At 74.0% G+C, this 14,274-nt stretch carries 12 protein-coding genes and 1 pseudogene; 5 read left to right on the top strand and 8 right to left on the bottom strand.

The genetic code is table 11. The features are described from left to right. Nucleotides 1-94: 94 nt before the first annotated feature. Nucleotides 95-1,111 (top strand): aminotransferase class V-fold PLP-dependent enzyme, encoded by a 1,017-nt coding sequence (locus tag C1J01_RS02655; RefSeq protein ID WP_111175570.1) that lies wholly within the window; start codon nt 95-97, stop codon nt 1,109-1,111. A 3-nt stretch (nt 1,112-1,114) separates the two neighbouring features. Here C1J01_RS02655 and C1J01_RS02660 read toward each other — a convergent pair whose 3' ends face one another. Continuing rightward, on the bottom strand, nt 1,115-1,783 hold the full coding sequence (locus C1J01_RS02660) for a TetR family transcriptional regulator (RefSeq protein WP_111175572.1): 669 nt from the start codon (nt 1,781-1,783) through the stop codon (nt 1,115-1,117). A gap of 168 nt (nt 1,784-1,951) precedes the next feature. Here C1J01_RS02660 and C1J01_RS02665 point away from each other — a divergent pair, with 168 nt between their 5' ends. Further along, on the top strand, nt 1,952-3,301 hold the full coding sequence (locus C1J01_RS02665; protein ID WP_220039709.1) for an MFS transporter: 1,350 nt from the start codon (nt 1,952-1,954) through the stop codon (nt 3,299-3,301). A gap of 13 nt (nt 3,302-3,314) precedes the next feature. On the opposite strand, the gene C1J01_RS02670 is transcribed toward C1J01_RS02665, so the two are convergent. The 4 genes from C1J01_RS02670 to C1J01_RS02685 are packed head-to-tail and all read right to left on the bottom strand — an operon-like array spanning nt 3,315 to nt 6,335. Beyond that, nucleotides 3,315-4,358 (bottom strand): ABC transporter ATP-binding protein, encoded by a 1,044-nt coding sequence (locus C1J01_RS02670; protein ID WP_111175576.1) that lies wholly within the window; start codon nt 4,356-4,358, stop codon nt 3,315-3,317. Next, entirely contained in the window at nt 4,355-5,185 is an 831-nt protein-coding gene (locus C1J01_RS02675) for an ABC transporter permease (protein WP_111175578.1), read from the bottom strand. The genes C1J01_RS02670 and C1J01_RS02675 overlap by 4 nt, the downstream gene beginning before the upstream one ends. Continuing rightward, on the bottom strand, nt 5,182-5,928 hold the full coding sequence (gene modA, locus C1J01_RS02680; protein ID WP_111175580.1) for a molybdate ABC transporter substrate-binding protein: 747 nt from the start codon (nt 5,926-5,928) through the stop codon (nt 5,182-5,184). Before modA ends, C1J01_RS02675 begins: the two co-directional genes overlap by 4 nt. Then, nucleotides 5,925-6,335 (bottom strand): TOBE domain-containing protein, encoded by a 411-nt coding sequence (locus C1J01_RS02685; protein WP_111175582.1) that lies wholly within the window; start codon nt 6,333-6,335, stop codon nt 5,925-5,927. The genes modA and C1J01_RS02685 overlap by 4 nt, the downstream gene beginning before the upstream one ends. A 245-nt stretch (nt 6,336-6,580) precedes the next feature. Here C1J01_RS02685 and C1J01_RS02690 point away from each other — a divergent pair, with 245 nt between their 5' ends. Beyond that, on the top strand, nt 6,581-7,897 hold the full coding sequence (locus C1J01_RS02690; protein WP_220039710.1) for an ankyrin repeat domain-containing protein: 1,317 nt from the start codon (nt 6,581-6,583) through the stop codon (nt 7,895-7,897). 32 nt (nt 7,898-7,929) lie between these two features. Then, a complete protein-coding gene (locus C1J01_RS02695) occupies nt 7,930-8,670 on the top strand; it encodes an SAM-dependent methyltransferase (protein ID WP_111175584.1) in 741 nt (246 codons plus the stop codon). Here C1J01_RS02695 and C1J01_RS02700 read toward each other — a convergent pair. The 3 genes and pseudogenes from C1J01_RS02700 to C1J01_RS02710 all read right to left on the bottom strand — a co-directional run bounded on the left by C1J01_RS02700 (nt 8,645) and on the right by C1J01_RS02710 (nt 12,563). Continuing rightward, nucleotides 8,645-11,005: an LLM class flavin-dependent oxidoreductase gene (locus tag C1J01_RS02700; RefSeq protein ID WP_111175586.1), complete on the bottom strand. Its 2,361-nt coding sequence runs from the start codon at nt 11,003-11,005 to the stop codon at nt 8,645-8,647. The genes C1J01_RS02695 and C1J01_RS02700 overlap by 26 nt on opposite strands. 11 nt (nt 11,006-11,016) lie before the next feature. Next, nucleotides 11,017-11,919 (bottom strand): annotated as a pseudogene (locus tag C1J01_RS02705) (LLM class flavin-dependent oxidoreductase); the annotation flags it as partial. A 116-nt stretch (nt 11,920-12,035) separates the two neighbouring features. Next, the gene (locus C1J01_RS02710; RefSeq protein WP_111175590.1) at nt 12,036-12,563 is read right to left on the bottom strand and encodes a MarR family winged helix-turn-helix transcriptional regulator; all 528 of its coding nucleotides are present in this window, start codon (nt 12,561-12,563) and stop codon (nt 12,036-12,038) included. 162 nt (nt 12,564-12,725) lie between these two features. Between C1J01_RS02710 and C1J01_RS02715 the strand changes: the two genes are divergently transcribed. Further along, complete coding sequence (locus C1J01_RS02715) at nt 12,726-14,261, top strand: alpha/beta hydrolase (protein WP_111175592.1); 1,536 nt, start codon at nt 12,726-12,728, stop codon at nt 14,259-14,261. The last annotated feature ends 13 nt before the right edge of the window (nt 14,262-14,274 follow it).

A 14,274-nucleotide genomic window follows, 5' to 3' on the forward strand; every position in this document is an offset into this window, starting at 1 on the left:
AGATGTGTATAAGAGGCAGGGTTTGGGCACCGCGCCGGATGCCCCGGGCTGAGGCGATCTCGTGAAGGGGCGGTGGGCTGCCTAGGGTGGGCGCATGGACATCGCCACGGCCGTCAAGCTCTGGGACGCCGACCCGGGCTGGCTGAACACCCCTTCCTACGGCATCCCCCCACGCCACGCGTTCGAGGAGCTCCAGACCGCACTGACCCAGTGGCGGCACGGGAGCAGCGACTGGAAACCGTGGGACGCCTCCGTCGGGCGCTCCCGTGCCGCGTTCGCCCGCCTGGTCGGGGCCGACCCCGCCGACGTGATGATCAGCTCGACGGTCTCGCAGATCATGTCCGTCGTGGCCACCGCCCTGCCGGCGGGCGCCGAGGTCGTGGTGCCGGAGGAGGAGTTCACCAGCAACCTGTTCCCGTGGATGGTGAGCGCCCGTGTCCGTACGGTGCCCGCCGACCGTCTCGCCGACGCGATCACGCGTGACACCGCCGCCGTCGCGTTCAGCCTGGTGCAGTCCGCCACCGGGTACGTCGCCCCGCTCGCCGACATCGTCGCCGCCGCCCGCTCCCACGGCGCGCTGGTGATCGCCGACGGCTCGCAGGCGTGCGGCTGGCTGCCCGTGGACGTGACGGGCGTGGACGCGCTGGCCTGCGCCGCGTACAAGTGGCTGATGGCGCCGCGCGGCGCGGCGTTCGGCTACCTGTCGCCGGGCCTGCGCGAGCGGATGCGCCCGCTGGCGGCCAACTGGTACGGCGGCGCCGACGAGGGCGGCTCCTACTACGGCCCGCCGCTGCGCCTGGCCGGCGACGCGCGCGCATTCGACCTGTCGCCCGCCTGGTTCTCCTACGTCGGCGCGGCCCCCGCCCTCGAACTCCTCAACGAGATCGGCGTCGAACGGATCCACGAGCACGACGTGGCCCTGGCCAACCGCTTCAGGACGGGCCTCGGCCTGGAGCCGTCGGACACCGCCATCGTGTCGGTCGACGCCCCAGGCGAACGCCTGGAGGCGGCCGGGATCAGGGCGGCCGTGCGGGCGGGCAAGGTCCGCGCCGGCTTCCACGTCTACACGACCACCGACGACGTGGACCGGGCCCTCGACGCCCTGACGTGACCGTCAGGCGCCGCGGAGGTAGGCCACGGTCATCTCGCCCACCATGCGGCGCAGCCGTTCGCGATGCTCGGGGGCGGCCATGTCGCGTCCGAACAGTGCCCCGAACGTGTGCTGGTTGGCCACCCGGAAGAAGCAGAACGCGCTGATCATCATGTGCACGTCGATGGCGTCGGCCTCGGTGACGAAGTCGCCCGAGGCCCGCCCGGCCTCGAGGATGCGCGAGATGAGGTCGAGTACCGGCGCCCCGAGGTTGGCGAGCACCTCCGACTTGCGGATGTGCTCGCCCTGGTGGATGTTCTCGATGGCGACGAGCTTGATGAAGTCGCGGTGGGCGTCGTGGTGGTCGAACGTCAGCTCGGCCAGCGTCCGGATCGCCTCGACGGGCGCCAGGTGCTCGACGTCGACCGTGCGCTCGACGGCCCGCACCTCGGAGTACGCCTTCTCCAGCACCGCGATGTAGAGGCGCTCCTTGCTGCCGAAGTAGTAGTAGATCATGCGCTTGGTCGTGCGCATCAGCTCGGCGATCTCGTCGACCCGCGCCCCGGCGTATCCGTGGCGGGCGAACTCGCTCTGCGCGACCGCGAGGATCTCCGCCCGGGTCCGCTCGGCGTCACGCCGGCGCGGGCCGCCGGCCGGCTGGGTGGCGTGCTGGGTGGCCGGCTGCGAGGTCATCCGCCCATAGTAATGACCGCCCGCGGCGCCGTACGGCGGCCCGGTCCCTTGACAGCCGCCGCACGGCCCTGCAGCATTGCCGCAACGTTAATTAACTATCTAGTTCGTAAAACGCAGGTAAACGGCGCGTCGGGGGCCGCCGGACCACGCTCACCGAGGAGAGCAACCGTGACCGACAGCTCACCGGACACCCCCCTGAGCCGGGGCACCCCCCGCAAGGCCGCCGTCGCCGCCTGGATCGGCAGCGCTCTCGAGTACTACGACTTCTTCATCTACGGCAGCGCCGCCGCGCTGATCTTCAGCAGGGTCTTCTTCGACGACTCCGACCCGGCCACCGCCACCCTGCAGTCGCTGGCCAGCTTCGGCGTCGCCTACGCCGCCCGGCCCGTGGGCGCGTTCATCCTGGGTCACGTGGGCGACCGGTTCGGCCGCAAGAAGATCATGGTGTTCACGCTGGTGCTGATGGGCGTCTCCACGTTCCTCATCGGCTGCCTGCCCACCCGCGACCAGATCGGCAACCTCGCGCCCACGCTGCTGGTGCTGCTGCGCATCCTGCAGGGCCTGTCGGCGGCGGGCGAGCAGGCCAGCGCCAACTCGATGACCCTGGAGCACTCCCCCGCCGACCGGCGCGGCTACTTCACCAGCTTCACGCTGAACGGCACCCAGTTCGGCCAGATCCTGGCCACGTTCGTGTTCATCCCGGTGGCGGCGCTGCCGGAGGAGCAGTTGCTGAGCTGGGGCTGGCGGGTGCCGTTCTGGCTGAGCGTGGCCGTCGCCGTGGTCGGCTGGATCATCCGCCGGCGGCTGGAGGAGACCCCGGCCTTCGAGGAGGAGGTCGCCCGGGGCACCGTGCCGCGGATGCCGCTGGCCGTGCTGTTCCGCGACCACTGGCGCAGTGTGGTGCGCGTGGTGTGCGCGGCGCTCATCGCCACCGTCAGCACGATCTTCACGGTGTGGGCGCTCAACTACGCCACCAGCGACGAGATCGGCCTCGACAACGCCACGATGCTCTGGGTGAGCATCGCCGCGAACGCCGTCGCGCTGGTCGCGATCCCGCTGTGGGCGCGGCTGTCGGACCGGATCGGCCGCAAGCCCGTCTTCCTCGTGGGCGCGATCGGCAGCCCGATCATGATCTTCGCTTACCTGGCGGCGATCAACTCGCGCAACTACGCGCTGGTCTTCCTGGTCGGCATCCTGACGCTCGGCGTCGTCTACAGCGCCTCCAACGGCATCTGGCCGGCGCTGTACGGCGAGATGTTCAGCACGAAGGTGCGGCTGTCGGGCATGGCGATCGGCACCCAGATCGGCTTCGCGGTGGCCGGGTTCGCGGTGGCCTCGGCCGCGGGCATCGTCTCGCCGGAGGGCTGGCTGGGCCTGCAGGGCTGGGTCGGCGTGGGCATCTTCACCGCCATCCTCTGCGCGATCAGCGCCGTCGCGGTGGCCACGGCTCGGGAGACGTACCGGGTGCCGACCGAGCGGCTGGGCCTGCCCGCCACCCGCGAGGAGGCCGCTGCTTGAGGTCGGCCTGAGGTCAGGCCGGGTAGGCGTGGGTCTCGGTGGCCTTCACCGCGGCCCACACCTGCCGGCCGGGGCTCAGGTCGAGGTCGGCGAGGGCGGCGGGCGTGATGTCGACGAACGCGGCGATGGGCCCGCCGAGGTGGACCCGTACGTTGTCGCCGTGGCGTTCGACGCCCTCGACGGCGGCCTGCCACAGGTTGCGCGGGCTGCCGTCGGGCCGGGTGCGGTAGAGCGCCCCGGCGGCCGGCGAGAACGCCACGAACGCCGGCCCGTCCACCTGCTCGATCGTGCTGAACAGCAGCTCGCCCACCTTGACGCGGACCCCGTCGCCCGTCCCCCGGTACAGGTTGAGCCCGACCAGCCGCGCAACGTAGTCCGTACGGGGCCGCCTGGCCACCTCGGCCGGCTCGCCCTGCTGGACGACGGCGCCGTCCTCGACCACGACCAGCCGGTCGGCCAGCACCATGGCGTCGAGCGGGTCGTGCGTGACGAGCACGGTGGCCCCGTCGAACCCGGCCAGGTCGCGGCGCAGCCGGGAGCGGATCTCCAGCCGGGTGTGCGCGTCGAGCGCGGCGAGCGGCTCGTCGAGCAGCAGCAGCCGCGGCCGTACGGCCAGCGCGCGGGCCAGGGCGACCCGCTGCGCCTGACCGCCGGACAGCCGGCGGGGTTTGGCGGCGGCGTGGGCGGCCAGGCCGACGCGTTCGAGCAGGTCGGCGGCGACACGGCGGGCCTCGGCCTTGGAGGCGCCGCGGCAGCGCGGGCCGAAGGCGACGTTGTCGAGGGCGGACAGGTGCGGGAAGAGCAGGTAGTCCTGGAACACCATGCCGATGGGCCGCCGGTCGGGAGGCTCGGTGTGCAGGGGGCGGCCGTCGAGGGTGATGTGCCCCTCCTCGGCCAGACCGGTGAGGCCCGCCAGGGCGCGCAGGGCGGTGGTCTTGCCCGCGCCGTTGGGGCCGAGCAGCGCGACGACCTCGCCGGGGGCGGCCTCGAAGGAGACGTCGAGCCGGAACGCGGGCCGGGTGACGACGAGCCGGGCGCGCAGGCCGGATGCGGTCATGCGGCGTTCACCCACCGGTCGCGCAGGCTGGCCAGGATGACGACCGAGACGGCGAGCAGGACGAGGCTGAGCACGATGGCGGCCTCCGGCTCGGTCTCCAGGGCGAGGTAGACGGCCAGCGGCATGGTGCGGGTGGTGCCGGGGAAGTTCCCGGCGAACGTGATCGTGGCTCCGAACTCGCCGAGCGCCCGCGCCCAGCACAGCACCGCCCCGGCCACGATGCCGGGCGCGACGAGCGGCAGCGTGACGCGACGGAAGACCGTCCAGCGGGAGGCGCCGAGGGTGGCCGCGGCCTCCTCGTAGCGCTGGTCGGCCGCGCGCAGCGCGCCCTCCACGCTGATGACGAGGAACGGCATCGCGACGAACGCCTCCGCGACGACCACCCCCGCGGTGGTGAACGGCAGGGTGACGCCGAACGCCGACTCCAGCCACTGGCCGACGAGCCCGCGCCGGCCGAGGACGAGCAGCAGCGCCACGCCGCCGACGACCGGGGGCAGCACGAGCGGCACGGTGACCAGCGCCCGCACCACGCGCCTGCCGGGCAGGTCGACGCGGGCGAGCAACCAGGCGAGCGGCACGCCCAGCAGCAGGCACACGGCGGTGGCGATGGTGGCCGTCACCAGCGACAGCCGCAGCGCCTCGAGGACCTGCGGCTCGGCCAGCCGCTGCAGCAGCGTCGGCCAGGGGGCGCGGATCAGCAGCCCGGCCAGCGGCAGCACGAGGAAGGCCAGCCCGAGCAGCGCGGGCACCACGAGCACCCACGGCAACCGCCCGGCGACGACGCGCCCGCCACCTCGGGCGGGGCCGGTCGGGGAGGTCGTCGTCATGGGGCCTCGAATCCGGCCTTGGCCAGCACGTCCTTGCCCTGCGGCGAGAGCACGAGCTCGACGAACCGCCGGGCGAGGTCGCCCGCGGGCGCGTCGCCGAGCACCACGATCGGGTAGTCGTTGACCGCCCGGTCGGCCTCGGGGAACGGGATGCCGAGCACCTCGCCACCCGCCGCCGGCACGTCGGTGCGGTAGACGAGCGCCGCGTCGACCTCACCGAGCCGGACCTTGGTGAGCGTGGCCTTGACGTCCTGCTCCAACGTCACCGGCGTGAGCCGCACCCCGGCGGCCTCGAGCGCCTGGGCGGCGGCGGCCCCGCACGGCACCTGCTCAGCGCAGAGGGCGACCTTCACCCCCGGATCGGCCAGGTCGGCGAGCACCCGGACGTTCGCCGGGTTTCCGGCCGGGACGGCGATCTCCAGCTTGTTGCGCGCGAACGTGACCGGCTCATCGGCCAGGGAGGCGTCGGTGACCGTGCGCATGGTGGCGGGGCTGGCCGCGGCGAACACGTCGGCCGGGGCGCCCTGCACGATCTGCTGGGCGAGGGTGGCGCTCGACCCGAAGTTGAACGTCACCGCCGTGCCCGGATGCGCGGCCTCGAACGCCTCGCCGAGCCGGGTGAAGCTCTCGGTCAGCGACGCCGCCGCGAACACCGTCACCTTCCCGCCGGCCCCTGACGGCTCCGCCCCGCACCCGGCGAGGACGAGCGCCGCGGCGAGGACCGTCAGCAGGAGGCGCCTCACGAGGCGCTCCCCGCGCGCTCGCGACCGGGGACCTCGACCACGACGTTGGTGGACTTGATCACGGCCTCGGCCACCACGCCCGGCTCCAGCCCCAGCTCGTCGGCGGCCTGCCGGCTCATCAGCGACACCACGCGGTACGGCCCCGCCGCGATCTCCACCTGCGCCATCACCGCGTCCTTCAGCACGTCGGTGACGATGCCGCGCAGCCGGTTGCGGGCCGAGGACCGCCCGCTCTCCGGCGACTCGACCTGCGATCGGGCGAACACCGCCAGGTCCGCGCCCTTCACCCGCCGGTGGCCGTGCTCGTCACGCTCGGCCGCGAGCCGCCCGGAGTCGACCCACCGGCGCACGGTGTCGGCGCTGACGCCGAGCAGCGCAGCCGCCTCGCTGATCCTGAACGTCGTCACAGCACACCACCCTACCCTCGCACAATCCACCGCAGAAGCCCCTTGGAATCGGCATCCGCGCCCTCAATCGGCATCATGGCCTCGCAGACGCGTGATCACGCCCCGGGCGGCTCTCCGGTAGACTCCACGGTGCGCAGCCGGGCGCATCCAGTCCGCGGGGCAGGGACGATCCCACCGGCGACACCGCACACCTGGTCGACGGACCTCGGCCCGCGGACGCGGACACGGGCAGACGGAGGTTCGCCGTGCCTGACCTTCCCCAGCGCCCTTCCCTGGAGCACCTGCGCAAGCAGGCCAAGGCGCTCGCGCGCGCCCGTGGCGTGCCGCTGAGCCGGGCGCAGTTCGACCTCGCCCGCGACCACGGCTTCCCCAGCTGGCCGAGGCTGGTGGCGTACGTACGCGCGACGGGCCTGCGGGGCGTCGAGCGGGCGCTCGCCCTGGCCGACGCCGACGCGCTCGCGGCGCTGCTGGCCGCCCGGCCGGGGGCCGCGACGGAGCCGGTCGGCGGGCTGGCGCCGCTGCTCACGCTGCTGCGGCACGGCACCGGCCCGGCCGAGCGGATCCGCGCGTGCGCACGCCTCCTGCTCGACGCCGGGGCCGACCCCGCCTGCCACACCGTCGAGCAGAACGGCGAAAGCAGGCGCAGCGCGCTGTTCGACGCCGTGGCGCGCGGCGACCTGGCCCTCGTCCGCCTGCTGCTGGAGTACGGCGCGCCGCCGGACGAGGACGCCTTCTACCGGGCCTGCGAGCACTCCGGCGGCGCGTTCCTCGACCTGCTCCACCGGCCGGGCTTCGAACGCCTGATCGTCCGCAAACTGGACTTCGAGGACGCGGCGGGCCTGCGCTGGTTCCTCGACCACGGGGCCGACGTGAACGCCTGCCGCGCCCTGCACCACGCGATCGCCCGGGGCCGCGGCACGACCGTCCTGACGATGCTGCTGGACGCCGGCGCCGACGTGAACCTGCCGTGGGACCGCTGGGACGTCGGCCGCCGCCCCCTCGCGCTGGCCGCCCGCTGCGGGCACCTGGCGGCGTACGAACTGCTGGCCGAGCGCGGCGCGCGGGCGGAGCTCGACGCGGTGGACGCGGCGGTGCTGGCGGTGGCGCGCGGCGAGTCCGCGCGCCTGCCGGCCGCTCCCCCGCCGGTGCTCGGCGTGCCGGGCGGCGGCTCCGGCTGGCTGCTCGGGCAGTTCGCCCAGCTGGGCCGCACGGAGGTGGTGCGGACGCTGCTGGACGCCGGCATGGCGGTGGACACCCGCGGCTGGAGCAACTTCACCCCGCTGGACCAGGCCGCCATGCACGGCCGGGCGCGGACCGTGCGGCTGCTCGTCGAGCGCGGGGCCGACCTCCACGACCGCGCCTTCGACGAGGAGGGCCCGACCCCGCTGGACTGCGCCCTATGGGGCCTGCGCCACAACCGTGCCGCCGACGGCGACTACCCCGGCACGGTGGCCGTCCTCGTGGCCGCCGGCGCCCCCACCCGCCTGACCCCGCCGACCGGCGACGCCGCGATCGACGCCCTCCTGACCGGACGCGGGACGGAGGACCGGAAAATCCGTTGATGGGTTCTGTACCGTCCGGAATAGTCGCGGGGATGGAACGAGAGTCGATCAGTCACATCGCTCACGGCGACCATCCGATCGCCGGGCCCCTCAGCGAGACCTCCGTGGAACGCCTGCTCGCCCGGGCGAAGCCGCCGCGCGGGGCGCGCATCCTCGACCTCGGCTGCGGCGAGGGCGCCTGGCTGACCAGGGCGCTGGCCCGCTACCCCGACGCGACCGCCGACGGGGTGGACGTCTCGGAGACGGCCCTCGCCGCCGCCGCCCATGAAGCGGACCGCCGCGGCGTCTCCGACCGGCTCCGGCTGCACCGTGTCCCCGCCGCGGACTTCACCGCCGAACAGCCGTACGACCTGGTGCTGTGCGTCGGGGCGACGCACGCGTTCGGCGGGCTGGCGCCGACCCTCGCGGCCGTCCGCCGCCACCTGGGCCCGCGCGGCCTCGCCCTGGTCGGCGAGGGCTTCTGGGAACGGCCGCCCACGCCGGAGGCCCTTCGCCTGATGGACGCCAAGCCCGGCGACTTCGCCGACCTGGCGGGCACGGTGGAGGCCATGGAGGAGGCCGGTTTCGCCGCCGTCCACGGCCACACCAGCACCCCCGGCGAGTGGGACGCGTACGAGTGGTCGTGGACGGGCACCCTCACCTCCTGGGCGCTCGACCACCCGGGACCGGACGGCGAGGCCGCTCTGGCCGCCGCCCGCGGCCACCGCGACATGTGGCTGCGCGGCTACCGGGGCGTGCTCGGCTTCGTCACCCTGCTGCTGCGCCGGGTGTGACATCGTCCTCGGCCGGGTCGATGGCGAAGTTGTCGCGGAAGACCTTGCCGGGGTCGTAGCGGCGCTTGAGCGCGCGCAGGCGCCGCAGGGTGTCGCCGGGGTAGGCCTCGCGCACGCGTTCGGGGCGCCGGTCGGTCTCGAAGTTGATGTACTGGCCGGAGAAGTGCGGCAGCAGGGCGTCCCAGGCGGGGTCGAGGTCCCTGCGGTTGTGGCCGAACGCGACGAGCTGGAAGTTCGCCGAGCGGCCCGCGTAGGCGGTCGCGTCGGGGGCGACGTCGGAGGCGGCGCCGCCCACCGACCGGATGTGGAAGAAGTACGTCAGGCCGCTGCGGACCAGCCGCGCCGCCGCCGCGGACAGCTCGGGCGTGAGGTGGTCGGCGAGCGCGGCGCGGGTCACCGGCTCCCCCTGGGCGTCGTGCGTGCCCGGCGGGACGTGCATGACCGCCGCGTACGGCAGCACCTGAATGGAGTAGTCCATCAGCGGCGCGGTCGCGGCGAGGGGCTGCAGCCGGCTGACGATCGTGTCGGCGTCGTCGGAGTCGACGACCGCCATCATCTGGGCGATGAGCGGCTGCCCCGGGCGGGGCCGGCCGAGGATGACGGCGCTGGTCACGTCGCGCGGCGCGGCCTCCATGGCGGCTCCCCAGCGTTCCAGGAAGTCCGCGGTGTCCGTGGCGTCCAGGACGAACTGGGCGAATCCCACGTCCCCCACCTCGTCGACCTCGAACTCGAACGACGTGACGATGCCGAAGTTGGCTCCCGCGCCGCGTACGCCCCAGAACAGCTCGGGGTTGTCGTGTTCGTCGGCGCGCACCTGGGAGCCGTCGGCGAGCACCATCTCGACGGCGCGCATGTGGTCGATGGTGAGGCCGTGCTCGCGGACGAGCCAGCCGATGCCGCCCGCGGTGGCCAGGCCGCCGACGCCGACGCCGCCGTAGTCGCCGGAGCTGAGCGCCCACCCGTACGGGGCCAGCGCCGCGGCGACGTCGCTCCAGCGGGCGCCCGGTCCGATGCGCACCCGGCGGGTCTCCTTGTCGAGGACCTCGATGGTGTTGAGCCGGGAGACGTCGATGACGATGCCGCCGTTGTTGGTGGAACGGCCGCTGATGCCGTGGCCGCCGCTGCGGATCGACAGCTTCACCGGCTGGGTGCGGGCGAAGCGGATGGCCTCGCCGACCTCGGCCGGGGTGCCGGGACGCAGGACCAGGCCGGGCGAGCCGCCGCGCAGGTAGGTCGAGCGCACGCGCGCGTACGCGGCGTCTCCCGGCTCGACGGCCGTGGCGGCCAGGGAGGCGGGGACGGCGTCGTAGTCGATGCCCTCGCGGCGCTTGCTCCGCACGAACGCGCTGCGCGCCGGCGCGGACTCCACGACACCGCGGGCCCGGCGCTCGCGCCCGACGGCCGTGCGCAGGGCCGGGACCACTTCCGCGGCGAAGCGCCGCAAGGTCTCCGGGTCGCCGGCCTCCAGTACGAACGTGGCGAACCCGGCGTCGACGACGAGCGGGAGGAGGTCGGCGATCCACTTCTCGGGCGGGCCGGCCAGGAAGCCGCCGCGGGCGGGGGTGAAGCGGCCGGCGATGCGGGCCAGGCGGCGGATCTCACGCGGGTCGCGCCCCGCCTCGGCCGCCGCCGCGTCGATCACGTCCTGCGCCGCCACCAACTCACCGAGCCATGCACCGTCCGCCCCGGAGCGATCCGCCGCGGGGCCTTCCGTCGCGAGTCCGGCCGCCGCAGGGGCGGCCTCGGGGCCGGCCGCTTCCTCCACCGCGGTGTCGCCGGGCGAGGCCGGTGGGGTTCCGAGGGCGCGTGGGGAGGTCCAGCCGTCGGCCTTCTGGCCGGCCAGGCGCAGGAGGGCGGGGTCGGCCCCGTCGATCCACAGCGGGACGGTCCGGGCCGGAGCGGGGCCCCGATCCGCGCCCGCCACCCGGTGGTGCTTCCCCTCGACGTACAGCGGCGACCGCTCGGAGGCCGACCACATCCCCCGGATGACGTCGATCGCCTCCCCCACGGCGCCGGCATCCCTTGCGGGGGCGAGGGCCAGGTCGACCCGGCCGTCCGCGAGGAGGTCGAGGCTGGCCGCGGCGCGCGCCAGGACGGCGGGGTTGCCGTCCGGCGCGGGCGCGGCGAGCAGCCGGACGCGGCTCGTCCGGCCGGCGGCCCAGCTCGCCAGCGTCCAGGGGTCGGCCTGCGCGGGCCCGCCGGAGAAGGCGACGAGGTCGTAGCCGAGCTCCTCACTCAGCCGGGCCAGGTCCATGAGGTCCTCCAGCGCCCCGGGCCCGGCGGGCTCGCCGGGCGTGAGCAGGACGCCGAAGCGGAGGGGATGACCGTAATCCATGATCAACGCGCCGATCCTCGCGCGCTGCGCTCCTTGGCCACCAGCTCGCGGACGAGCGGGGCGACCTCGCCGCCGAACGTCCGGATCGCTGCCGGATCGTCGCCCATCATGATGTACGCCGAGAAGCCGTACTCCAGGGTCAGCACCGCGAGCTGCTCGGCCCACTGCTCCGGCGGCCCGGACAGCAGCCGGTCCCCCGCGGCCCCGAACCGCCCGGACACGTTGAGCAGGCGGCGGACCGCCGCGGGCTCCCGTCCGGCCCCGGCCGCGGCCTCGTCGATGATCGCGTTGGCCTCGGTAATCGCGTCCAGGCTCTCCATGTACGACAGCGACGGCAGCCACCCGTCGGCCTTGGACCCGACGAGCCGGAGCATCCTCGGCTTGTACGCCCCCAGCCAGATGCCGATGTCGTGGGCGGGCGCCGGGCCGCGTTTGGCCCCGGCGACCTGGTAGTACGTGCCGTCCACCCGGAAGCGCGAGGTGTCGGCCGTGTCCCACAGCCCGCGGATGACGTCGATGGCCTCGCTCAGCGCGTCCACGGCCTGGCCGGGGGTCAGCCGCCGGCCGCCCATGGCCTCGATGGCGTCCCAGAAACCGCCGGCGCCGAGGCCCAGCTCGAACCGGCCCCCGCTGAGCAAATCGAGGCTGGCCGCGGCGCGGGCGAGCACGGCGGGCGGGCGGAGCGGCAGGTTGACGACGTTGCCCGACAGGCGGACGCGCTCCGTCCGCGCGGCGACGTACGACATCAGCGTCCAGGTGTCGAGGAAGGCCGCCTGGTACGGGTGGTCCTGGAAGGTCACGAGGTCGAGCCCCGCCGCCTCCGACTCCTGCGCCAAGGCGACGACGTCCTGCGGCGCGGCGTTCGCCGGGGTGATGAACGACCCGAACAGCAGGTCGTGGCCGTAGTCAGGCATGCTCGCTCCTCCTCCGCCCCGCACAGGGACAGATATGTTTTCCCGAAGAATATCCAATGCCAGACGATCGGCAGAACAGCAGGTTCCGCCCGGTTATTCCGGCCTGGCCATCCGGGTCAGCGGCGGGTGCCGTCGGAGAGCATCTCCTCGGCCACGGAGCACGGGTCCTTGGCGGGCTCGACGTCGCGGACGTCGCAGGCCACGCGCGTCAGCAGCCTCCGGAACGTCGCCCGTTCGGCCGGCGAGAGCGTGCCGAGCAGGGCGTCCTCGGCTTCGTGGACGCGCCCTTCCAGCTCACGGAAGGCGCGCTCGCCCTCGGGGGTGGCCACGATGCGGCGCCGGCGGCGGTCGGCGGGGTTGAGCCGCCGCTCCACCAGACCCGCCCGGACCAGGTCGTCGATCAGGTACGTCAGCACGGTCCTGTCGATGCCGAGATGGGCGGCCAGGGCGAGCTGGGTCGGGTGGTCGCCGCCCACGACGGCGGCGAGCGTCTGGTAACCGCGCGGCCCGTGCGGGAAGTCGCCGATCACGGAGACGACGGAGCTCTGGTAGGCGCGCAGCAGCACCCCGAGCGTCCAGCCGAAGTTCTCCCCCGCATCGCGGGAGGTTTCCTCAGGGGTCGCTTCGGGTCGCTGGGTGCTCATGCGCGCATCTTACCCACGTCGGTGCGCCGTCAGATTTTCCGGCCGGCCAAAGCATCTGTCACACCACACATCTTGAGGATGACCCGGAAGTCATCCTTGAGTCGGATGGACCTGTCATGCCTTCTGCTCAATGATCGGGTTTTCCCGATGATTGGGCGTGATATGCGAAGAACAGCGTTGATCCTCGGCCTCTTAGGCTCCCTCACCCTGTCCCTCCTGCCCGCGGTCCCCGCCTTCGCCGCGACCGAGTCCATCGCGTGGGCCCCATGCCCCGAGGACGCCACGGCCGAGTGCGGCACCCTCACCGTTCCCGTGGACTGGGACGAGCCGGACGGCGAGACGTTCGAGCTCGCCGTCGCCCGCCGCAAGGCCACCGACCCCGGGGCCCGTATCGGCTCCCTCGTGATCAACCCGGGCGGCCCCGGCGGATCCGGGGTGAACGCCGTCCTCGGCGGGCTCGGCTTCACGCCGGAGCTCACCAGCCGCTTCGACGTCGTGGGTTTCGACCCGCGCGGGGTGGCCCGCAGCCACCCGATCCTGTGCTCGGCGGAGCTCGCCAGGCAGGCCCCCGACACGCTGTCCATCGACAGCCAGGCCGCCTTCGACGCGCTGCTGGCCTTCAACGAGCGCTACCGGCAGGACTGCCGGCAGCGCACGGGCGCTCTCTACGACCACGTCGACACCGGCAGCGTCGTCCGCGACCTCGACGCCCTGCGCGCCGCCCTCGGCGACGACAAGCTCACCTACTACGGCATCTCGTACGGCACCCTCATCGGCCAGCTGTACGCCGAGCGCCACCCCCGCCGGGTGCGCGCCCTCGTGCTCGACAGCAACATGGACCACAGCCTCGGCACGAAGGCGTTCCTCGACACCGAGGCGTGGACCGCGCAGGACTCCTTCGACGAGTTCGTCTCCTGGTGCGAGGCGACCGCCGCGTGCGCGCTGCACGGGCGCGACGTGCGGGCGGTGTGGAAGGAGCTGCTGGCCCGCGCCGACCGGGGCGAGCTGGAGTTCCCCGGCGCTCCCGGTGTCCCGCTCACCAGGATGACCCTCGTCTCGCAGGCGTTCGGGGCGTTCTACGGGCCGGCGTACCAGCAGCTGGCCGAGCTGCTGGCGGCCCTGGAGAGCGGTGCGGGCACGGCGCGGCCGATCGTGACGCCGCCGGCCGCCGCCCGCGGGCAGGAGCAGGTGATCAACGACCCCACCCGGATCTTCTGCCAGGACTGGCTGCTGCCCGTCCGCGACCACCGCGAATGGGCACGGCTGCTGGAGCGGTCGGCCAGGATCGCCCCGGACATGCTGGTCAGCGCGGCGGCCCACCCGATCACGGCGGCCTGCCTCGGCACGCCCGCCCCGATCCCGAACCCGCAGCACCGCCTGCGGGTGTCCGGCACTCCCCCGCTGCTGCTCGGCAACGCCCTGCACGACCCCGCCACCGGCTACCCGTGGGCGGTCAACGCGGCACGGCAGATCGGCCGTGAGGCCCGGCTGCTCACGTACGAGGGCTGGGGACACGGCGTCTACGGCCGCGGCCCCTGCCCGACCGAGGCCATCGACGCGTACCTGACCTCGCTCACCGTCCCGGCCGAGGGGGCACGGTGTGAGGCCGTGCCGCCGTCCGAGGCCGCCCCGCTGCGCGCCCGGCCGCTTCCGGGCCCGATGCCCGGGCTGCCCGGCTGGACGTACGACCTGTCGTAAGAGACCGGGCACG

Source organism: Nonomuraea aridisoli (assembly GCF_003236395.1).
In the GTDB taxonomy this organism is placed as follows: domain Bacteria; phylum Actinomycetota; class Actinomycetes; order Streptosporangiales; family Streptosporangiaceae; genus Nonomuraea; species Nonomuraea aridisoli.